Source organism: Mycobacterium sp. SMC-15, assembly GCF_045310925.1.
GTDB lineage: Bacteria > Actinomycetota > Actinomycetes > Mycobacteriales > Mycobacteriaceae > Mycobacterium.
In genome coordinates this window covers 1-19,209 of record NZ_JBJIAJ010000010.1, presented here as the reverse complement: position 1 = coordinate 19,209, position 19,209 = coordinate 1, and the positions used below count along the sequence as shown (strand labels likewise).

Below are 19,209 nucleotides of genomic sequence, written 5' to 3'. Positions count from 1 at the left end.
CCGTCACATCGTTAGGTTGAAGTTGGGGTCGACGCCGTAGAGCGCCAACGCTGCGAGCAGCACGACTGTGGGCACCGTGATCAGGGACAGGCGCATCGACTGGCCCACGGCGGCGCCGACGCCGACCGGACCGCCACTGGCGTTGAACCCGTAATAACAGTGCGTGACCATGACCACCACCGCGATCAGGATGGTCTCGATGAAGGACCAGAACACATCGTCTGGCCGCAAGAACGTTCGGAAGTAGTGATCGTAGGTACCCGACGACTGGCCGAAGAACAAGGTGGTGACGATCTGCGGTGCGGCGAACGCCATGATCAGCGCGAGCGCGTACAGCGGGATGATCACGGTGAAACCGGCCACCACGCGGGTGGACACCAGGTAGGCGATCGAGTTGATACCCATCACTTCGAGGGCGTCGATCTCCTCACTGATGCGCATCGCGCCGAGTTCGGCGGTGGCGCCCGCTCCGACCGTCGCGGCCAAGGCGATACCGGCGTTGACCGGGCCGACCACGCGGACGTTGACCAGGGCCGCGGCGAAACCGGTGTAGGTCTCCACACCGATGTTGCCCAGCGAGGTGAAACCCTGAATGGCGATCAGCGAGCCGCCGGCCAGCATCACGAAACCCATGATGGCGACGGTGCCGCCGATCACGGCCATGGCGCCGGTGCCCATGCCCAATTCCGCGACCAGGCGCAGCGTCTCGGTGCGATACCGACGCAGGGCCCAGGGGATCTGCCGGAGGGCGGTTACCGAGAACCAGCCGAGCCGACCGCTCCTTTCGAGCCCGCGGCCCGCCATCCCGACGTAGCGCTGGTAGTTCGCAACCAGCCCGGGAAAGCGGCCCCGAACCACTGTCGATGTCGACATGTCAGGTCCCCGTTCCGAACTTCACGCCGATGGTGGTCAGCACCACGTTCACGGCGAACAACGCAAGCACGCACAGCACGACGGTTTCGTTCACGGCCGTTCCCAGACCCTTGGAGCCGCCGCGGACGGTAAGTCCCCGATAGCACCCGACTAAGCCGGCGATAAGTCCGAAGACGCTGGCTTTCACGGTCGAGATGATGACCTCGGGCAGCCCGGTGAGCAGAGTCAACGTGGACAGATAGGCGCCGCCGGACACGTTCTGCAGGTACACGCCGAAGAGGAAGCCTCCGGTCAGGCCGATCACGATCACCAATGCGTTGAGGAGCAAGGCCACCACGGTCGCGGCGATCACCCGGGGCACCACCAGTCGATGGATCGGATCGATCCCGAGCACTTCCATCGCGTCGATCTCTTCGCGGATGGTGCGGGCTCCCAGGTCGGCACAGATCGCGGTGGACCCGGCTCCGGCGACCACCAGCACGGTGACCAGCGGACCCAGCTGGGTGACCGCGGCGATGCCGGCTCCGGCACCCGAAACGTCGGCAGCACCGAACTGCGCCAACAGGATATTCAGGGTGAAGACCAGGAGCACGGTGAGCGGAATGGCGACCGCGATGGTCGGAATGATGGCGACGCTGGTGATGAACCAGCCCTGCTGCAGAGTCTCACGCCATTGGAACGGCCGTACGAAAAGCGCACGAGCGGTCAGAGCACACATTCTGAAGAATCCGCCGACCATGATCAGCGGCGGCAGCACCCGATCCCGGAGGAAGTCGGTGACACGAGGACGCGCTGGAGCCGTCACACCACCCCCCTCACTAGAAATCCCGCCGCACGACTCAGCAAGGAACCGCGTCGCACAGTGTCTTCTCCCGTCCGTCGATCAGCGAGACCCGCGTCACCTTATCGGCCCGAAGTGCCCTTGGCGACCATCGGACAATACCTGATGGCTGCGTGAGAGGGGCATCGAACGGTAGGAACCTCCGCGGGTTTCCTACCGGAGAGTAACGTGCCGCGACCTCACTCATCGCTGTTTCGGGCGGCATCGCTTGGGGCGCTGTCCTACTCGGATCCCTGAGCCGACCCGTAGTTAATGCGTAGTTCGGTTTTGAGCACTTTCCCGGCCGGGTTGCGTGGCAGCGCGTCGACGATCTCGAGCGCCTTGGGGTGCTTGTAGCGCGCCAGCCGCTCGGTCAAGAAATCGTCGAGGTCGGCCAGGGTGAGGCCCGCCCCGGACAGCGCCGCGACCGCGATGGGAACCTCACCCCATCGTTCGTCCGGACGGCCGATGACAGCGACCTCGGTGATGGCGGGGTGATCGGCCAGCACGTTCTCCACTTCGGCGCAGTACACGTTCTCTCCGCCGGAGATGATCATGTCCTTCTTGCGGTCGACCACCCAGACGTAGCCCTCTTCGTCCATCCGGACCAGATCGCCGGAGTGGAACCAGCCACCGGCAAAGGCCTCCGCGGTGGCCTCCGGGTTGTTCCAATAGCCGGCCATCAGGGTGGACGCCCGGTAGACGATCTCGCCCACCTCGCCGACGGCGACGTCGTTCATCTGCTCGTCGACGACCCGGGCGGAGACGGTCGGAATGACGGTGCCGACCGAGCCGAGCTTTCGGGTGGCGTCTTCGCCGAGCAGGATGCAGGTCACTGGCGACATCTCCGTCTGCCCGAAGGCCGCCAGGATCTTGGTGCCGGGGAAGGTCTGCGCCATCTGGCGCAGCAAGGCGTCCGAAGCCGGCGCCGCGCCCCACGACATGGTCCGCAACCGGATGTCGCGCGGGTTGGCCTGCTGCTGTGCGCACACCGCCTGCCATTGGGCCGGCACCAGGAAGATTCCGGTGACCCGCTCGGCGGCCAGCACGTCGAGCAGTTGGCCCGCGTCGAACGCACCCAGGGGGTTGATGACGGTCGGGATGCCCAGCCACATGCCGGGCAGCAGGTTGCCCACACCGGCGATGTGGAAGAACGGGACCCCGATGAAGGCCACGTCGGCGGTGCCGGTTCCGGCGGTGTGCAGCGCCGTCATCGTCTGACCGACCAGGTTGGTGTGGGTGAGCACCGCTCCCTTGGGCAGGCCGGTGGTGCCCGAGGTGTACATGATCAGGGCTGGTGAGTCGTTGAGGATGTCCACCGGCGCGTGCGGCTCGCCGGTCTCATTGATCAGGTCTTCGTAGGCGATCAGGCCCTCACTCGTTGAACCGCCGGCCACCACCACGTGGTCCAGCAGTCCGGTCAGCTCGCGCACACCGGTTGCGACCGGCACCAGCGCCGGTTCGGTGATCAGCACCCTGGCCTCGCAGTCGGTGACCAGGTAGGCGATCTCCGGTGGGGTGAGGCGGAAGTTGACCGGGACAGCGATGCCGCCCAACATGTTCGCGGCCAGCACCGACTCGACGAACTCGGTGCGGTTGAGCATCAGGATCATCACCCGGTCACCGGCGCGGATCCCGCGGCGGCTCAGGGCGTCGGCCAGCGCGGTGACCCGATCACGCAGCTGCGACCAGGTGGTGGTCTGGCCCAGGAACCGCAGCGCCGGAGCGTCCGGCTGCATCAGCGCGTGCCGGTCCAGCTGGTTGACCCAGTTCTGGCGACGAGCCCGGTAGGGCTGCTCTGCGGGATCGACGGTTGGGTGGCTCAATTCGGGTCTCCCGCTTCGTGCTAGCCCGAAGCCAGTTCTTCGGCGCGCCGTTTGAGATTGTCAGCCAGATAGTCCAGGGCGTTGCTGAATGCCTTTTTGAGCATCGGCTTGGGCACCGGCATCTGGGTCTCGACGTTCATGTCGACGGTGAGCAACGTGGTGGGGCCGATCTCGACCGCCGAGAACAGCTGCTCCTGCTTGGTGAACAGGTCGCCCTGCTGGAGCACGGTCTGGATCTGGGTGCCACTGGGGTAGTAGACGGCCTGGATAAAGGTGCCGTCGAAGCCCGAGTAGGACGCGTCCAGCCGCAGCTGACTGGGCCGGCCGTCGTCATAGCGGGCCAGCACCCAAGCCCCCTTGATCTCTTCGTTCCACTGCGGGTACGCCTCGAAGTCGGCGACGATCCCCATGATGGTGGCGGCGTCGGCGGCGACTTCGACGGTCTTGCTCACGAGCGGCATCCGCCGAGCATAACCACCGGCGAAAAAGCCGCCGGGCTAAACCTGGGCGGTGGCCAGCAGCGCGCGAATACCGTCGGGGATCGGCACCGGCCGCCGGGTGGCGCGGTCGACATAAACGTGCACCCAATGCCCGAGCGCGGCGAGCGGTACGGCGCCGGTGTCACTTCCGATTTCAGGGGCCCGGAACAGCGCGAGCCGATACGTGACGCTGCTGCGGCCCAACCGGGTGACGGCCAGTCCCACCGCGAGACGGTCCGGGAAGGCGAGTTCGCCCAGGAAGCGGCAGCCCGATTCGGCGACCACCCCCAGCTCCGGCATCGCGACCGGGTCGACGTCGACATGGGCCGCGATCCATCCGTTGATCGCGGTGTCGAACAGCTGGTAGTACACCGCGTTGTTGAGGTGGCCGAACATGTCGTTGTCGGCCCAGCGGGTCAGCACCGGCCAGTGCACCGGAAAGTCGTGACTGGTCAACCCTTCCGGAGCGGGCGGGACCGCTGCGTCCGAACTCATGGTTGTATTCCAGCATGACCACGATCCGCGGGGCGGTGCTGGAGCGGATCGGGGCGCCGCGCCCTTACGCCGTCTCGCGCCCGCTGACGGTGACGGAGGTGGAGCTGGCCCCGCCCGGCGAGGGCGAGCTGCTGGTGCGGGTGGAGGCCGCCGGGGTCTGTCACTCCGATCTGTCGGTGGTCGACGGCAACCGGGTGCGGCCGGTGCCGATGCTGCTCGGCCACGAAGCCGCCGGCGTCGTCGAAGCGGTCGGCGCCGGAGTCACCGGGATGCAGCCGGGCCAGCGGGTGGTGCTGACCTTCTTGCCGCGCTGCGGGCACTGCCCGGCGTGCGCCACCGACGGCCTGGCGCCGTGTGAGCCCGGCAGCGCCGCCAACGGCGCGGGCACGCTGCTCGGTGGCGGGCTGCGGCTGCACCGCGCCGACCAAACCGTCTACCACCACCTTGGGGTCTCCGGGTTCGCCACACATGCGGTGGTGAGCCAGGCCAGCGCGGTGCCGGTGCCCGACTACGTGCCGCCGACGGTGGCCGCCCTGCTGGGCTGCGCGGTGCTGACCGGCGGCGGCGCCGTCCTCAATGTCGGCCGTCCGGCCCCGGGTGACACCGTCGCGGTGGTCGGGCTCGGCGGAGTCGGGATGGCTGCGGTGCTGACCGCGCTGGCCCACGACGGCGTGCAGGTCATCGCGATCGACCGCCTTCCGGAGAAGCTGGCCGCCGCAACCGCGCTGGGCGCCCATCTCACCTACACCCCGCAGCAGGCGCTCGACGGCGGCGTGCGCGCATCGGTGGTGATCGAGGCGGCGGGTCATCCCGCCGCGCTGGAGGCCGCGATTGGTCTGACCGCACCGGGCGGGCGCACCATCACCGTCGGCCTGCCGCCACCGGATGCCCGGATCAGCGTGTCCCCGCTGGGTCTGGTTGCGCAGGGGCGCTCACTGATCGGCAGCTATCTGGGCTCGGCGGTCCCCGCGCGCGACATCCCGCGCTTCGTGGAGTTGTGGCGGGCCGGCCGTCTTCCGGTTGAGCAGCTGGTGTCGGCGACCGTGCCGCTCGAGCAGATCAATGAGGCCATGGACCAACTCGCCGACGGCGCCGCGGTACGTCAGATCATTACCTTCGATCCGCACTGACTGCCGGTTCGAAGGTGAAGTCGGTGGCCCGGAACCGGCGGGTCATCGCCCAGAACGCTCCGGCACTGCGCGGCCACTGGGTGACCACCCGGCCGTTGGCAGCCCGAAAGTAGTTGCTGCAGCGGGTGGTCCACACCGTGCCGTGCATCCACCGGTCCACCTTGGCGATGAAGTCGGTCAGCGCGGCGGGCCGCACGGCGACATAGGACTTGCGTGTGCGCCGCAGATGTTTGAGCACCCGAACGATGTAGCGCGCCTGGGCTTCCAGCACGAAGATGACGCTGTTGGAGCCGACGTTGGTGTTGGGTCCGTAGAGCATGAAGAAGTTGGGAAAGCCGGGCATCGCCATACCGAGGTAGGCACGCGGACCGTCGCGCCAGGCCTGCTTGAGTGCGGTGCCTGCCTCGCCGGTCACCTCGATCTGACCGAGGTAGTCCGCCGCGGCATATCCGGTGGCGCAGACCACCACGTCGACCTCGCACTCGGTGCCGTCCTCGGTGACCACCGATCGCGAGCGCAGCGCGCGGGCCGGGCTGGTCACCACTTCGACATTCGGTCGGGCCAACGCGGGCAGGTAGTCCGAGGAGAACACCAGACGCTTGCAGCCCAGCGGGTGGTCCGGGGTCAGCGCTGCCCGCAGTTGCTCGTCGGAAATAGTGTTGTTCAAGAGTTTTCGTGCGATATCGGTGAACTCTCGGGTCTTGTCGCTGCCGTTCTCGATCACCGAGATGTTCGACTCGCTGCGCAGCCACAGCCGCATCCGGTACAGCCGCTTGGCCAGCGGAATGCGGACGAAGGCCCACCGCTCCCGCGGGGTGTAGCGCCGGTCCGGCTTGGGCAGGATCCACGTCGGAGACCGCTGCAGCGAGTACACCTTCTCGGCGACCTCCGCCAGCTCCGGCAGCAGTTGCGCCGCGGTCGAACCCGTGCCGAGCACGGCGACCTTGGCTCCGGCGATCGGCACCGAATGGTCCCACCGCGCCGTATGCATCACCGTGCCGGCGAAGGGCTGTTCTTCGATCAGATCGGGCAGCACCGGCTGGGTGAACAGCCCGACCGCCGAGACCACCACGTCGAACCGATGCTGCGCGCCGTCGCTGCTGCTCAGACACCACTGCCGTCGGTCCGGCTCCCAACGGGCAGCACGGATCTCGGTGCGCAGCCGCAGATGCGCATCGAGGCCGTGCTCGGCCGCGCAGCGCTCGAAATAGGCCAGGATCTCGGGCTGCTGCGACCACTGCCGCGACCAGTGCGGATTCAGGTCGAAGGAATAGGAGTACAGGTGTGATTTGACGTCACAGGCCAGCCCGGGATAGGTGTTGATCCGCCAGGTTCCACCGACCCCGTCCTCCCGGTCGAAGATGGTGAAGTCGGAAAATCCCGCACGCCGCAAAAGGATTCCCAGTGCCAGCCCGCCCGGTCCGGCGCCGATGATGCCGATCTTCATCGGATCTGCAGGCATTGGCCGCCGTCCACGACGAGCTCGGCGCCGGTGATGAACGATGCGGCTTCGGATACCAGGAACGCCACCGCGTCGGCCACCTCGACCGGCCGGCCGAGCCGGCCGCCCGCCGACACCGCGGCCAGGCGCTGCTGGGTGACGTCGTCGAGCATCGGGGTGGCGATCGGCCCGGGAAACACCGCGTTGACCCGGACGCCGGCCGAGACGAGCTCGGCGGCGACGGTCTGGGTCAGGCCGCGCAGCGCCCATTTCGACGACCCGTAGGCGCTGTGCTGCGGGAAGGGGCGGATCGCCCCGGTGCTGCAGGTGTTGACGATGGCGGCACCGTCGGCGGCACACAGGGACGCAAGCGCCGCCTGGATTCCCAGGAACGCCCCGAGACAGTTGACCCGCCAAGCGTTTTCGAAGTCCTCGGGTGTTTCGTCGGCGATCGCCGCACGGTGCAGGGTGCCGGCGTTGTTGATCAGCGCGGTCAGCGCCCCGAACCGCTCGACGGTGGTGGCCACCGCGGCCTTCCATTGCTCGGGGCGGGTCACGTCGAGCCGAACGCCGATCAGCGCATCGTCGGCCCTCGCGGCGACGGCGGCATTCAGTTCGGCGTCGTTGATGTCGCAGGCGACTACGGCGAATCCGTCGGTGCGCAGCCGTTCGGCGATCGCCCAACCCTGGCCGCGGGCTGCGCCGGTGACCAGCGCTACGCGGGCTGAGCTCATCGGCCCCTCGCCTCGTCGAGGTGTTCGAGGGCTCCGCGGCGCAGCGCCGCAGACTCGGCGGCCAGCGTGATCATCTGGTAGTCCCGCGCGGCCAGCGCCGCTCCGATCGCGCCCGATCCGCCGTGAATCGCCGCGATCACGCCCGCTTCCGTTGCCGCGCACTGGATTCGTGTCATCGCCGTGACCAGTTCGGGGTGCGTGGTGGATTGGGAGACGTCGACGCCCATCGAGATCGCCAGGTCGGCGGGCCCCACGTAGATGCCGGCCAGTCCGGGAACCGCGCAGATCCGTTCCACATCGGCCAAGGCGGCGGCGGTCTCGATCATCGCGAAGACGTCTGCCCGCGATTCCAGCGTGGCCAGGTCGCGGCCCAGGCCGAGCCGCAGCGGCCCGAAGCTGCGGACCCCCGCCGGCGGGTAGCGCGTGGCGGCCACTGCGGCGGCCGCCTGCTCGGCGGTCTCGATCAGAGCGATGATGACCGCGTCGGCCCCGGCATCGAGCGATGGGAGCCGGATCCGCATTGGGCAACCGGACCGCCGTGGCGATCGGCAGGTGTTCGGTGTGCCGCAGCATGGCGGCGATATCGGCATCGTCGAGGTAACTGTGTTGGGCGTCGAAACCCACGTAGTCATAGCCGGCACGGGCGAATTCCTCCGGGCCCAGCACCGTGGGCCCGGTGACCCAACCGCCCCAGAGCGGTGCCCGGTCGGCCAGGGCGGCACGCAGCGCCGACGTCATGCGACCATCGCGATCTTGACTCGGCCCGGCACCGGTCGGGTCGCCAACTCGAACGCCGCCTGGGCTTCGTGGCAACCGAAGACATGAGTGACGTAGTTGCCCAGCAGTTCTGGATGATCAGCGGCGAATCGGCCTGCGGCGGCCAGCATCCGCCGCCGATCCTGGGTGACTCCGGAGATCAACGTCAGATTGTTGCGGAGCATGGTGCGCATACTGATCGGATAACTGTCGTCGTCGGGGACACCGAAGTAGAACACCGTGCCGCCGGGTGCGACGGCCTCGATGGCGTGGCCCAGGGTGGCAACCTGATGGCCCACGGCCTCGATCACGATCTCCGGGCGGTCGCCCGCGTCCAGGTGGCGTACCCACCGGTCACTGGTCGCCTGCACCACGGTGTCAACCCCGAAGGCGGAGGCCACATCTCGGCGGTCGATCGGGTCCACGCCGGTGACGCGGCGCGCACCCGCCGCTTTGGCGACAGCGCTGAACAGCAGTCCGATCGAGCCCTGACCGATCACCGCCACGTGGCGGCCGGCCAGGTCGGGCAACTGTTCGACGGCGTAGAGCACGCAGGCCAGCGGTTGCAGGCCTACGGCTTGGGCGGGCGCCAGCGCCGGGTCGTAGGCCACCAGGCCCTCGCCGTCGCTGATCACCTGTTCCCTCAGTCCGTCAAAGCCCGACGCCCAGCCGACGACGCGGTCCCCGGGCTGGTGCTGCGGGTGCCGGCTGACGATGACGTCGCCGACGATTTCGTGGATCGGGAAGCCGAGCTTCTCCGCGGCGCCGGCGCCGTCGTCACCGGGCAATCTGCCCTGCGCGCCGCGAAAGGCCGGCAGGTCGCTGCCACACACCCCGGCGGCGATGAATTGCAACAGCACCTGCCCCGAACCGACCTGCTGCGCGGCGGGATCGGCGAGCTCGACCTTCTCGAACTCATACGGCGCGATCAACCGGTATGCCCACATGTTTCAGACCTCCACCGGGATGGTGTTCCAGCCCCACTGAAAACTGGACGGCAGCCTGGTCGCGCCGTCGTCGACGATCCGATAATTCGGGACTCGGCGCAGCCATTCCTGTACCAGGACGGTCACTTCCAGTCGGGCCAGGTGGTAGCCGATGCAGAAGTGCTGCCCGCGCCCGAATGCCAGTGACCGTTTGATCGGCCGGTCCCAGTGGAATTCGTCGGGCTCGGGATACTGGCGCTCGTCGCGGTTGGCCGACGCCAGCAGGGTGATGATGCGTTGGCCCGGCTCGACCGTCGTCCCGTGCAGCGTGAACGGTTTGCGGGCGGTGCGGGCGAACCATTGCGCCGGTGCGCAATACCGGATCATCTCCTCGCGTGCCAGCTGCACCTTGTCCTGCGGATTCTCCCGTACCGCGGCCAGTTGGTCCGGGCGCCGAGCCAGTTCCCACAACCCATGCGCGACGATCTTGGGCACGGTCTCGGTACCGCCGATGAAGATGCACAGCAGTTGCGTCGCGGCTTCGACGTCATCGAGATCGCTACCGTCCGGTAGGCGGTAGGCGAGCATCCCGTCGACGATCGGCAGTTCGGCGGGACCCCGCTCGGCGCGCCGGCGTTGCACGGCCGGGACGAGGTATTGCAGGTAGTTGGGCCGTGCCGCGGCCGTGTCCACCCCGCTGCCGGCCTGCGCGAGACTGCCGGCGTTCACCGCTGCCAGTACCTCCGCGGCGCACTCGATCGGAATGCCCAGCAGTTCGCAGACCACCTGGGCCACCACGACTCCGCCGTAGTCACAGGTCAGGTCGAAGCGGCCCAGCGGAAGCAACTCATCGAGCCGCTGGTTGGCCAAGTTGCGGACCCGGTCTTCCCAGTCGGCCACCGACCGGGGCCGAAACGCCGGGGACTGCAGGCGGCGAATGTCGTCGTAGATCGGCTTGTCGAAGACGGCGTGGAAGGGCAGCGGGTGCAGCGGCGGATCCGGGACCGCCCCGTTGTTGTGCTGCGCCAGCACATTGGCCGCCGGCAGCGTTCCCTCGGAAGCCACGAAGGTTCCGTCACTGACCGCCAGCACATCCCAGATGTCATCGAAACGGGACAAGGCGTACAGGTCCCACTGCGGGACGTAGTACATCGGGTGCCGGTCGCGCAGCACGCGGTAGTAGGGCAGGGGGTCGGCCATCACCGCCGGGTCGAACGGATCGTAGGAGAACTGCGGTGCGGCAACGCTTGTCACGTGGCGTCTCGCTGCAGCGGGGAGGGCGGCAGGGCTTGCAGGATCGAGTCCTCCCAGCCGTCGCGTAACGCGGGCGCCACGCTCATCCACGTCACGATCTCCGCCGGCGGGTGGTCCTTCCACGACGGGTAGTGCTCGGCGAAGCACTCCCAACCGCCGTCAAGCGCCCAGTAGTGGATGACCTCGTTGTAGCGGAACGTGGTGGTGAACGAACCGAGCCAGCGCTTGCCGGTGCTCTCCGACCACGGCACGTACAGCCGCTCCAGTTCGCGGATATAGTCGTCCTGGCGACCGGGCTTGGTCTGCATGATCTCCTGAATCACCACGGTCGCGTCGAACTCCGCCGCGCGCAGCGCAGCCAGGGTCTTGTTGTGCGGGCCGGGGTACATGATGCGGCCCTCCCCCGACGCGCCGATACCGCCTAAGTAAGTCGACCATTCGGTCGCGCGCTGGGCGTGGCTGCCGCCGCTGCTCTGCGCCCGCCCGATTCGGGCGTAGTCGGCAAATGCGTCGATCTCCCAGATGACCGTGACCTGCGGCCAGTGCCCGTTGTAGGCGGTGCTCTCCCACAGCGCGAACAGGCGGGCGCCCAACTCGGTCATCATCGGCTGGTAGATCTCGGTGAAGTTGCGGGTGAACTCGTCGCGCAGGCCGCGGCCCAGGTCGATCGTCTCGTGCAGATACAGCAGGGTGTGGTCGTAGTGTTTGCGCATCAGCCGACCGGGACCAGGTCGGAATTGACCGGCAGGCAATGCTTCTGGTCGCTGCGGAATACCTCCGGACCGTCGACCTGTGCTGTGTCGCTGATGTCGGCGGCGGCCAGCGCTTGCCTCTTGAACGCCCGGCCCGCCACGGTGGGGATGTGCTGCACGGCGCTCAGCCGGTGCTCCACCTCCAGCGGCCAGCGCTCACCCCACAACACGACCTCGGTCAGGCTGCGCCGCAGCGCCTGGTGCACCCGCCGGCTGATCCGCGGGTCGGCGGCGAGCGCGTCGGCGACCACGGCCAGGCTGTGTCCGGAGGCCTCCCCCTCGGGGGCGGACAGCTCCGCCTCGAGGTCGGCGGGGGTCAGGCCCAGGATCTGTAACGGCCGCAGATCCAGGTGCGGTGGCACCAGCACACGCACGTCCCAGCCGGTCGCCGCACGGTGATACAGCCAGCCACCCGCCCCGTGCACCAGGGCGGGGATATCGAGGGCGATGACATCGAGGCGGTAGCGCAGGTACTGGTCCTGCGCCGGGGAATCCAGGGCCGCAGCGGTACTCGTCATCACATCATCCCAGCTCGTCGCGAGAATCTCAGACGGCGCCGGCGGCCGGACAAACCGTCCGACCGCGCAGCACAACTTTTCCGAGATATTACAGTTGGAGTCGAATTTGTAAAGCCGAATGAGGCGAACGCGGGTGGGAGTGAAATGAGTCTGGTTGCCGGGCAGGGCCCGCTCAGCACCGAGCGAGCCGGCTGGTTCTCGCCGGAGATCACCGGCGCCCTGGTGTACGTCGAACCGCATCCGCGCCGCGTGCGGGCGATCCGTGACGAACGGACCGTGATCGATACCGAGAACGCGCTGCTGGTGCATCGCCAGGGCGAGCCGTTGGGCTACGCCTTCCCCGCCGATTCCATCGGCGACCTGCCGCACCGGGCGCTGCCGGAGGCATCCGGCTTCGTGCAGGTCCCCTGGGACGCCGTGGACGCCTGGTTCGAAGAGGGCCGCCGGCTGGTGCACTACCCGCCGAACCCCTATCACCGGGTCGATTGCCGGCCCACCCGCCGCGCATTGCGCGTCGAACTCGCCGGGGTGGTCCTGGTGGACACCGACGACACCGTGATCCTGTTCGAGACCGCCCTGGCGCCGCGGCTCTACGTCGCCCCGGACCACGTGCACACCGCTCTGTTGCAGGCCTCGACGACGTCGACCTACTGCAACTACAAGGGCTACGCCACGTACTGGTCTGCGGTGGTCGGTGACACCGTCGTGCCGGACGTGGCCTGGAGTTACGCCGACCCGCTGCCCGAGAGTGCGCCCATCGCAGGCCTTTTCAGCTTTGACCTGTCACGCGTCGGCGGTTTCGCCGAATTGCCGAAGCCGGCCCGGCGCCCGCGGCTATAGCCGCGAGTGCTCGGCGATCTTGTTGTCGCTGGTGCGCAGTGGCCGAATGAGACCGTCCTGGGCGAACGAGGCGAGCAGTTCGCCGTCCTCGGTGTGCACGGTGCCGCGGACGTAGGACATGCCCGCACCCACCTGGGTGCTTTCATGGCCGTAGAGGATCCATCCAGCCCAGCGCACCGGTTCGTGGAAGCTCACCGTGACCGTCATGGGAGCGGTGGACACCGTCAGGTGCGACTGGCTGGTACCGATCCCGGCGTGCGCACGCATCGTCGTCGAGATGCCCAAATGCCCGGTGAAATACGCGATCAGCGCCTTGGCGAGGTCGTCGCGGGCGGGTATGGGGTCGTAATTCAGCCACGCGTAGAGCTCCGGCGGGCCCACCTCGTCGGGACTGTTGACGTCGACGACATCCACGAGGCGCACCTCGCGCCCCGTCATCGGCATGACGCAGGGGTTGGCCTGCGCGGGGGCTGCCACGTCGGGGCGGGGCAGGTGGTGCGTGATGACATCCGCCGACGGGACGTCGGCGAGCACCGTGATGGTTGCGCACCGCTTGCCGTTCTGCAGCACCGAGATCACCGCGGTGGCCGTAGAACGCCCCTCGCTGACCACGTCGATCACGTATTCCGCCGCCGGCCCCACCAGCACAGCCCGGGCAAAGACCGCGTGCACCGATCGGACGGACTTGTCCGAGAAGCGTTTCGCCGCCGCGACGATCGCCTGCGCCAGTAGTTGGGTGCCCTCCACGACTTGGCGCTCGTCGTCGCCGGCCAGCCCGGTCGCGCCGGTGAACCGGTCCGGGCCGTCCGCCGTCACCTCGAAAAGCTCCAGCAGGCCACTCACCGACCATTGCGCCGCAGGGGAGGTTTCGGTGGTCGGAGACGCTTCAGCCATTCCGCGAGCGTGACATTTAAGCCACATTTTGTAAAGTGGGCTCTGACCGCGCCCGCGGCCGCAGGACAGGAGGGCGACAGTGTTGGGTATCGCCGAAACGACTTCGCAGCAGGACAACCCGGGGTCAACGTCACCACCCGCGCCGCTGGCGGGCGGCTTCTGCTTCGGGGAGGGACCGCGCTGGTTCGAGGGCCTGTTGTGGTTCTCGGACATGCTCGGCGAGGCGATCCACACCGTGAACCTGCGCGGCTCGATGACTACGGTCCCGCTGCCGGGGCATACCCCCAGTGGCCTGGGTTTCCGGCCGGACGGATCGCTGCTGATCGCCTCGGCCTCGGACCGCCAGGTGCTCTGCTACGACGGCGACGCGGTGAGCACGCTGGTCGACCTTGGCGGGCTGGTGCCGGCCGATCTCGGCGACATGGTGGTGGACGCGGCAGGCCGCAGCTATATCGGGTCGCAGGCCTACTCCGGTGGTGTGGTGGTGCGCGTCGATCCGGACGCCAGCGTGCGCATCGTCGCCGAGGACCTGGACTTTCCCAACGGGATGGTGATCACCCCGGACGGCGGCTCGCTGATCGTCGCCGAGTCGATGGGTCGCCGGCTGACCCGGTTCACCATCAGCGCCGACGGTGGCCTGCGTGACCGCCGGGTGTTCGCCGACGGGTTGGACGGTCCACCGGATGGCATCGCACTGGACGCCGCCGGCGGAATCTGGACAGCGATGACCCTGGCCAATCAGTTCGAGCGCATCACCGAGGGCGGTGTCGTGACCGACCGCATCGCAACCGACGGGCGGGCCGCGATCGCGTGCGCGCTGGGCGGGCCCAAACGCCGCACGCTGTTCCTGCTGTCCAGCCCGTCCGCCTACCCCAAACGGCTGGTCGGGAGCCGCGAGTCGCGTCTGGACACGGTGGCCGTGGAGATTCCCGGCGCCGGACTGCCCTGAAAGGGATTCGATGACCGACTCCTACTACGAGCTGCTGGACGCCGCCGATCCGCGGGGAGAGAAGTTCGCTGCCACCGACTTGGTGCGCGGTACCTGGTCGGCTCAGATTCAGCACGCCGCACCGGTTTCGGCGCTGCTGGTGCGGGCGCTGGAGCGCTTGGCGCCCCGCGACGACACCCGGCTCAGCCGGGTCAGCATCGACCTGTTGGGGCCCGTGCCGGCCGAGGGCGCGTTGTGGGTACGCGGCCAGGTCGACCGGGCCGGCAAGCAGATCGAACTGGTCAGCGCCGAGATGCTGGCACCCGGTCCCGACCAGCTGCCTCGGCCGGTCGCCCGCGCCAGCGGTTGGCGGCTGCAGACCTTGGACACCGGCGACGTGCAGCACGCCTCGGCTCCCCCGCTGCGGCCCGTCAGCGAGGCGCGCAGCAACAACATGCAGCAGAACTGGGACCGCAACTACGTGCACAGCCTGGATTGGCGGTGGCTGACCACGCCACTGGCCCCCGGGGCCGGCGAATCCTGGATCTCACCGATCGTGGACCTGGTCAAGGGCGAAGCGATGACTCCGCTGCAGCGGCTGTTCGCGGTGGCCGACGACGCCAACGGGGTCGGTACCAAGCTCGACATCAGGAAGTGGACGTTCCTCAACACCGACCTGGTGGTGCACGTGCACCGGATTCCCGACGGCGAGTGGATCGGGATCCGCGCCGAGACCAACTACGGTCCGGACGGCATCGGGACCACCATCGGCACCCTGTTCGACCAGCAGGGCCCGGTGGCGGGCATTGCGCAGTCAGTCCTCGTGCGCCGTCGTTAGCGGATCGCTCCTTGCGGCCGGGAGAAGTTCGACCAGACGCAGCCGCGACTCGTTGGCCATCCCGGCCACCAGGCGGCCGGCCTCAGCGGTGAACGCGAAGGCACCCGGCTGGGCCGACCGCACCACTGACGCCCGCACCCCGGTGCCGACGAACTCCGCATCCAGGGCCGCGAGCCAGGCGTCGACCTTGCGCCCGGCGGCGGCGCAGCTCACCCCGGCCAACTCCGGGCCGACCAGCACGACGTCACCGCTGCCCCGGGCGATCATGGCCGGAATCACCCGGGTGGCAAGGGTTTGCGCCCCCACTCCGGCGGCCTCCGAACACTCGCCCGCCCGGCCGGCCAGGCCGAAATCGGTGATGAGAACGTCCGGGGTGCCGATGAGGTAGTGCGCGGAAGCCAGGAATCGGTTGATCGAACGCGGGTCGGCGAGATCAAGGTGCGCCGCGAAGGCACTGCCGCCGCGGTCGCGCAACCGCGCTGCGAGCCGCTCGGACTCCTCGAGTCGTCGACCGCCGATCAGCACCAGGTGTCCTTGCGCGGCCAACTGGGCCGCGACCGCCCGGCCGATCCCGACTGCTTCGATGACGATCATCACGGCTCGCGGCGGATGCGTGCGTTCCTCGCACGTGACTTGCGGCGCTTCGATCACAATAATTGCCCTACGTCCCGATCCTCCGGGGCCCGTGACGGTGAGGAACTATGTCCAGGCACCGAACCAGCGTGACACTATCGCTATTTTTTGTAAAGTCTCCGCTATGACCCGCAGCACGGTGGACGCACCCGACAGCTCGACCCGGCAGCGGATCCTCGCTGCCACCGCCGAGGTGCTCGGGCGCAATGGGATGACCAAGCTCAGCCTGTCCGAGGTCGCCTCCCAGGCCGGGGTATCCCGCCCCACCCTGTACCGATGGTTCCCATCGAAGGAAGAGCTGATCTCGGCGTTCTCCCGCTACGAGCGGCACATCTTCGACAGCGGGATCGCCCGCGCCACCGAAGGGCTGAAGGGCGCCGAAAAGCTCGATGCTGCACTGCGGTTCATTGTCGACTACCAGCACTCGTCGACCGGCGTGCGCATGATCGACATCGAGCCCAAACATGTGCTCGCCGACTTCTCCCGCATCATCGTGCCGATGCGCGAGGGTCTGCAACGGATGCTGACCGGACCGGACGCCCCGGTGAAGGCGGCCGCAGCTATCCGGATTGCCATCTCGCACTACATCATTCGTAGCGACGACTCCGAGCAGTTCCTCGCCCAGCTGCGTCAGGCCGTCGGCATCAAGCACCGCGACTAGTCGAAGAGCACCGCGGCATTGAGATAGCCGGTCGGATCGAATGCGGCTTTGATCGTCCGCATCGCGGCGATGTCGTCCGGCCCGCGCGACATCGCCAGGTAGGCCCGCTTGCGGCTGCCCACCCCGTGTTCGGAACTGACGTTGCCGCCGCACTCGGCGATGAGTTGCATCATCGCTGCGTACAGTGCCGGCTCGGCTGATCCCGAACAGCGCAGCACGTTGAAGTGCAGGTTTCCCTCGCCGATGTGACCGAACAGCACCGGAAGCGCCTCGGGTGCATGCCGGCGTACCACCGCGCTCGCCGCCGCGGCGAATTCGGCGACCGCTGCCAAAGGAAGGGACACATCGAACTTCAGCGGCGGCCCGAATGCACCCAGCACGTCGGCGATCGCCTCGCGAATCCGCCAGAGCCGCTGCTGAGTTGCAAGGTCGATGCCCACCGCCGGTTCGTCGCAGGACCGCACCTGCATCAGCAGTTCGGCGAGACGATCGGTCTGATCGGTGTCGCCCGCCAATTCCACCAGCAATAGCCAGTCACCGCGCACCGGAGCGCCGATCCCGAGCCGCTCCCCGGTCAGCGCCGCGACGCGGGCGTCGATCAACTCCAAGGTGGCGATGCCGTCGAGGTCGCGAAAGATTCGGGCCGCATCGACCAGGGCTGTCAGCTCCGCGAAGCCGCAGACTGCCGTGACCCGGTGCACCGGCACGGGATGCAGGCGCAGATCCAGGCCGGTGATGACGCCCAGGGTTCCTTCGGCACCGACGAACAGCGCCGGCAGGTTGTAGCCGGTGTTGTCGGAGCGCACCGCGCTGTGCCGATGCACCAATGTGCCGTCCGGCAACGCCACCTGCAGACCGAGTAGCTGCTCGCCCATGTTGCCGTAGTGCACGGTGTACAGCCCGCCGGCGTTGGTCGAGGCCATGCCACCGACAGTCGCGGTGTCGCGGGCGGTCAGGTCGACACCGAAGATCAGCCCGGCATCGGTCGCCGCGCGCTGCACCGCCGCGAGCGTGGCACCCGACCCCACACTCACCCGTCGCTCGACGACGTCGACCTCACCGACGGTGTTCAGCCGCTCGGTGGACAGCAGCACGTCATCGTGCTCGGGGACGGTGCCGGCCACCAACGAGGTACGCCCACCCTGGACGGTGACGTGCGCGCCGGCGTCGCGGCAGCGCCGCAGCACCGCGGCGACTTCCTCGGGCGACCCGGGCCGCACCAACGCACCCGCTCGGCCCCGGTAACGACCGGTGTAGTCGACACTGCGGCCGGCCAGCACGTCGGGATCGTCAGTGACGTAGGCGGAGCCCACTACCTCCGTCAGGCTCTGCAAAAGGCTCCGAAACTGGCTTTGAGTCACCGCCCCGGTCACGAAGCCGGTTTACCACACGCGGGGCTACCTTTAGGCATGGCTATCCGCGAAGATGTCTCGTTTCGATCGGGCGCGGACCGAATCAGCGCCTGGCTGTACCGCCCCGATGACGCCGGCCGCGACGGTGCCCCGCTGCTGGTGATGGCGCATGGCCTGGGTGCGGTGCGAACCATGCGGCTCGACGCCTACGCCGAGCGGTTCGCCGCGGCCGGTTACGCCTGCCTGGTGTTCGATTACCGCAACTTCGGCGACAGCGACGGCGCTCCCCGCCAGTTGCTCGATGTGGACATGCAGCTGGCGGACTGGTCCGCCGCGGTCGACTTCGCGCACACCCTGGCCGGTGTCGACCGCAACCGGATCGGCCTGTGGGGCACGTCGTTCGGTGGTGGCCACGTGATCGCCACCGCGGCGCGACTGCGGGTGGCGGCGGTGGTGGCGCAATGCCCGTTCACCGACGGGATCGCCTCCGCGCGCACCATTCCACCGTTGACCATCGCGCGGATCAGCCTGTTGGCGTTGCGGGATCTGGCCGCGGCCCGGCTCGGCAACCCGCCGGTGATGGTGGCGACCGCCGGCCGCCCCGGAGACGTCGCGCTGATGAGTACGCCCGACTCGTACCCGGGCTACCTGAAGCTGGTTCCGCAGGGGCAGAACCTGCGCAACGAGGTCGCCGCCCGGATCGGGATGAAGATCCTGGCCTACCGGCCGGGCCGGCAGGCGGCCAAGGTGAGCTGCCCGATTCTGTTCTGCGTGTGCGACACCGACTCGGTCGCCCCGCCCGAACCGACCCTGCGCTACGCCGCGAAGGCGCCCCGCGGCACCGTCAAGAGATATCGCGAGGGCCACTTCGACATCTATGTCGGCGACGCTTTCGAGCGAGCGGTCGCAGATCAGCTGGAGTTCCTGGACCGCAACCTCAAGATCGCGGGGGCCTGAGCGCGCGGCACCAACTTGTCACACCCGTGTTGCCTCACGTCAAGATGCGCGCGAGGGCGGGTTCGTTGCCTCACGTGATTGTGCGCGCTTGGGGACTCGGGA

Annotated in this window: 20 protein-coding genes and 1 pseudogene; 6 read left to right on the top strand and 15 right to left on the bottom strand. The window is 68.2% G+C overall.

Features of this window, described 5'->3' with window-relative positions:
• Nucleotides 1-3: 3 nt before the first annotated feature.
• The 5 genes from ACJH71_RS15425 to ACJH71_RS15405 form a co-directional block, all read right to left on the bottom strand.
• Nucleotides 4-873 (bottom strand): ABC transporter permease, encoded by an 870-nt coding sequence (locus ACJH71_RS15425; protein WP_047320359.1) that lies wholly within the window; start codon nt 871-873, stop codon nt 4-6.
• 1 nt (nt 874) lies between these two features.
• On the bottom strand, nt 875-1,612 hold the full coding sequence (locus ACJH71_RS15420) for an ABC transporter permease (RefSeq protein ID WP_109413487.1): 738 nt from the start codon (nt 1,610-1,612) through the stop codon (nt 875-877).
• Nucleotides 1,613-1,935: 323 nt separating this feature from the next.
• Entirely contained in the window at nt 1,936-3,519 is a 1,584-nt protein-coding gene (gene fadD5 / locus ACJH71_RS15415; protein WP_406758877.1) for a fatty-acid--CoA ligase FadD5, read from the bottom strand.
• A 20-nt stretch (nt 3,520-3,539) separates the two neighbouring features.
• Nucleotides 3,540-3,980, bottom strand: a complete 441-nt coding sequence (locus tag ACJH71_RS15410; RefSeq protein WP_406758876.1) for an SRPBCC family protein — start codon at nt 3,978-3,980, stop codon at nt 3,540-3,542.
• Between the two features lie 36 nt (nt 3,981-4,016).
• Nucleotides 4,017-4,493 (bottom strand): acyl-CoA thioesterase, encoded by a 477-nt coding sequence (locus ACJH71_RS15405; RefSeq protein ID WP_406758875.1) that lies wholly within the window; start codon nt 4,491-4,493, stop codon nt 4,017-4,019.
• Between the two features lie 14 nt (nt 4,494-4,507).
• On the opposite strand from ACJH71_RS15405, the gene ACJH71_RS15400 reads away from it, so the two are divergent.
• Nucleotides 4,508-5,623, top strand: a complete 1,116-nt coding sequence (locus ACJH71_RS15400; protein ID WP_406758874.1) for an alcohol dehydrogenase catalytic domain-containing protein — start codon at nt 4,508-4,510, stop codon at nt 5,621-5,623.
• Here the strand turns inward: ACJH71_RS15400 and ACJH71_RS15395 are convergent.
• The 7 genes and pseudogenes from ACJH71_RS15395 to ACJH71_RS15365 form a co-directional block, all read right to left on the bottom strand.
• The gene (locus tag ACJH71_RS15395; RefSeq protein WP_406758873.1) at nt 5,604-7,085 is read right to left on the bottom strand and encodes a flavin-containing monooxygenase; all 1,482 of its coding nucleotides are present in this window, start codon (nt 7,083-7,085) and stop codon (nt 5,604-5,606) included. The genes ACJH71_RS15400 and ACJH71_RS15395 overlap by 20 nt on opposite strands.
• Nucleotides 7,067-7,798 (bottom strand): SDR family NAD(P)-dependent oxidoreductase, encoded by a 732-nt coding sequence (locus ACJH71_RS15390; RefSeq protein ID WP_406758872.1) that lies wholly within the window; start codon nt 7,796-7,798, stop codon nt 7,067-7,069. The genes ACJH71_RS15395 and ACJH71_RS15390 overlap by 19 nt, the downstream gene beginning before the upstream one ends.
• A pseudogene (locus ACJH71_RS15385) lies at nt 7,795-8,536 on the bottom strand (HpcH/HpaI aldolase family protein). Before ACJH71_RS15385 ends, ACJH71_RS15390 begins: the two are co-directional and overlap by 4 nt.
• Nucleotides 8,533-9,501, bottom strand: a complete 969-nt coding sequence (locus ACJH71_RS15380; RefSeq protein WP_406758871.1) for a zinc-binding dehydrogenase — start codon at nt 9,499-9,501, stop codon at nt 8,533-8,535. Before ACJH71_RS15380 ends, ACJH71_RS15385 begins: the two are co-directional and overlap by 4 nt.
• A 3-nt stretch (nt 9,502-9,504) precedes the next feature.
• Entirely contained in the window at nt 9,505-10,680 is a 1,176-nt protein-coding gene (locus tag ACJH71_RS15375) for a cytochrome P450 (RefSeq protein ID WP_406759022.1), read from the bottom strand.
• A 50-nt stretch (nt 10,681-10,730) separates the two neighbouring features.
• Nucleotides 10,731-11,447 carry an NIPSNAP family protein gene (locus tag ACJH71_RS15370; protein ID WP_406758870.1) on the bottom strand — a complete coding sequence of 239 codons (717 nt, stop codon included), beginning with the start codon at nt 11,445-11,447 and terminating at the stop codon, nt 10,731-10,733.
• On the bottom strand, nt 11,447-12,004 hold the full coding sequence (locus ACJH71_RS15365; RefSeq protein WP_406758869.1) for a hypothetical protein: 558 nt from the start codon (nt 12,002-12,004) through the stop codon (nt 11,447-11,449). The genes ACJH71_RS15370 and ACJH71_RS15365 overlap by 1 nt, the downstream gene beginning before the upstream one ends.
• Nucleotides 12,005-12,148: 144 nt before the next feature.
• Here ACJH71_RS15365 and ACJH71_RS15360 point away from each other — a divergent pair, with 144 nt between their 5' ends.
• Entirely contained in the window at nt 12,149-12,844 is a 696-nt protein-coding gene (locus ACJH71_RS15360; RefSeq protein WP_406758868.1) for a DUF427 domain-containing protein, read from the top strand.
• On the opposite strand, the gene ACJH71_RS15355 is transcribed toward ACJH71_RS15360, so the two are convergent.
• Complete coding sequence (locus ACJH71_RS15355) at nt 12,839-13,738, bottom strand: acyl-CoA thioesterase (protein WP_406758867.1); 900 nt, start codon at nt 13,736-13,738, stop codon at nt 12,839-12,841. The two genes, ACJH71_RS15360 and ACJH71_RS15355, sit on opposite strands and share 6 nt — an antisense overlap.
• A gap of 88 nt (nt 13,739-13,826) precedes the next feature.
• Here ACJH71_RS15355 and ACJH71_RS15350 point away from each other — a divergent pair, with 88 nt between their 5' ends.
• Together ACJH71_RS15350 and ACJH71_RS15345 are read left to right on the top strand one after the other, a co-directional pair.
• Entirely contained in the window at nt 13,827-14,687 is an 861-nt protein-coding gene (locus ACJH71_RS15350; RefSeq protein WP_406759021.1) for an SMP-30/gluconolactonase/LRE family protein, read from the top strand.
• A 10-nt stretch (nt 14,688-14,697) separates the two neighbouring features.
• Nucleotides 14,698-15,504 carry a thioesterase family protein gene (locus ACJH71_RS15345; RefSeq protein WP_406758866.1) on the top strand — a complete coding sequence of 269 codons (807 nt, stop codon included), beginning with the start codon at nt 14,698-14,700 and terminating at the stop codon, nt 15,502-15,504.
• Here ACJH71_RS15345 and ACJH71_RS15340 read toward each other — a convergent pair.
• Nucleotides 15,481-16,098: an SDR family NAD(P)-dependent oxidoreductase gene (locus ACJH71_RS15340; RefSeq protein WP_406758865.1), complete on the bottom strand. Its 618-nt coding sequence runs from the start codon at nt 16,096-16,098 to the stop codon at nt 15,481-15,483. The genes ACJH71_RS15345 and ACJH71_RS15340 overlap by 24 nt on opposite strands.
• A 163-nt stretch (nt 16,099-16,261) precedes the next feature.
• Between ACJH71_RS15340 and ACJH71_RS15335 the strand changes: the two genes are divergently transcribed.
• The gene (locus ACJH71_RS15335) at nt 16,262-16,798 is read left to right on the top strand and encodes a TetR/AcrR family transcriptional regulator (protein ID WP_406758864.1); all 537 of its coding nucleotides are present in this window, start codon (nt 16,262-16,264) and stop codon (nt 16,796-16,798) included.
• Here ACJH71_RS15335 and ACJH71_RS15330 read toward each other — a convergent pair.
• Complete coding sequence (locus ACJH71_RS15330; protein WP_406759020.1) at nt 16,795-18,159, bottom strand: FAD-binding oxidoreductase; 1,365 nt, start codon at nt 18,157-18,159, stop codon at nt 16,795-16,797. The genes ACJH71_RS15335 and ACJH71_RS15330 overlap by 4 nt on opposite strands.
• 48 nt (nt 18,160-18,207) lie before the next feature.
• On the opposite strand from ACJH71_RS15330, the gene ACJH71_RS15325 reads away from it, so the two are divergent.
• Nucleotides 18,208-19,107 (top strand): alpha/beta hydrolase, encoded by a 900-nt coding sequence (locus ACJH71_RS15325; RefSeq protein ID WP_406758863.1) that lies wholly within the window; start codon nt 18,208-18,210, stop codon nt 19,105-19,107.
• Nucleotides 19,108-19,209 lie beyond the last annotated feature (102 nt).

Bases quoted from the DNA above. Each gene is read 5' to 3' on its own strand.
- ACJH71_RS15390 (WP_406758872.1), bottom strand. From the start codon at position 7,798: ATGAGCTCAGCCCGCGTAGCGCTGGTCACCGGCGCAGCCCGCGGCCAG.
- ACJH71_RS15410 (WP_406758876.1), bottom strand. From the start codon at position 3,980: ATGCCGCTCGTGAGCAAGACCGTCGAAGTCGCCGCCGACGCCGCCACC.
- ACJH71_RS15370 (WP_406758870.1), bottom strand. From the start codon at position 11,447: ATGCGCAAACACTACGACCACACCCTGCTGTATCTGCACGAGACGATC.
- ACJH71_RS15360 (WP_406758868.1), top strand. From the start codon at position 12,149: ATGAGTCTGGTTGCCGGGCAGGGCCCGCTCAGCACCGAGCGAGCCGGC.
- ACJH71_RS15405 (WP_406758875.1), bottom strand. From the start codon at position 4,493: ATGAGTTCGGACGCAGCGGTCCCGCCCGCTCCGGAAGGGTTGACCAGT.
- ACJH71_RS15395 (WP_406758873.1), bottom strand. From the start codon at position 7,085: ATGCCTGCAGATCCGATGAAGATCGGCATCATCGGCGCCGGACCGGGC.
- ACJH71_RS15365 (WP_406758869.1), bottom strand. From the start codon at position 12,004: ATGACGAGTACCGCTGCGGCCCTGGATTCCCCGGCGCAGGACCAGTAC.
- ACJH71_RS15425 (WP_047320359.1), bottom strand. From the start codon at position 873: ATGTCGACATCGACAGTGGTTCGGGGCCGCTTTCCCGGGCTGGTTGCG.
- ACJH71_RS15340 (WP_406758865.1), bottom strand. From the start codon at position 16,098: ATGATCGTCATCGAAGCAGTCGGGATCGGCCGGGCGGTCGCGGCCCAG.
- ACJH71_RS15420 (WP_109413487.1), bottom strand. From the start codon at position 1,612: ATGGTCGGCGGATTCTTCAGAATGTGTGCTCTGACCGCTCGTGCGCTT.
- ACJH71_RS15380 (WP_406758871.1), bottom strand. From the start codon at position 9,501: ATGTGGGCATACCGGTTGATCGCGCCGTATGAGTTCGAGAAGGTCGAG.
- ACJH71_RS15345 (WP_406758866.1), top strand. From the start codon at position 14,698: ATGACCGACTCCTACTACGAGCTGCTGGACGCCGCCGATCCGCGGGGA.
- ACJH71_RS15325 (WP_406758863.1), top strand. From the start codon at position 18,208: ATGGCTATCCGCGAAGATGTCTCGTTTCGATCGGGCGCGGACCGAATC.
- ACJH71_RS15355 (WP_406758867.1), bottom strand. From the start codon at position 13,738: ATGGCTGAAGCGTCTCCGACCACCGAAACCTCCCCTGCGGCGCAATGG.
- ACJH71_RS15335 (WP_406758864.1), top strand. From the start codon at position 16,262: ATGACCCGCAGCACGGTGGACGCACCCGACAGCTCGACCCGGCAGCGG.
- ACJH71_RS15400 (WP_406758874.1), top strand. From the start codon at position 4,508: ATGACCACGATCCGCGGGGCGGTGCTGGAGCGGATCGGGGCGCCGCGC.
- ACJH71_RS15375 (WP_406759022.1), bottom strand. From the start codon at position 10,680: ATGGCCGACCCCCTGCCCTACTACCGCGTGCTGCGCGACCGGCACCCG.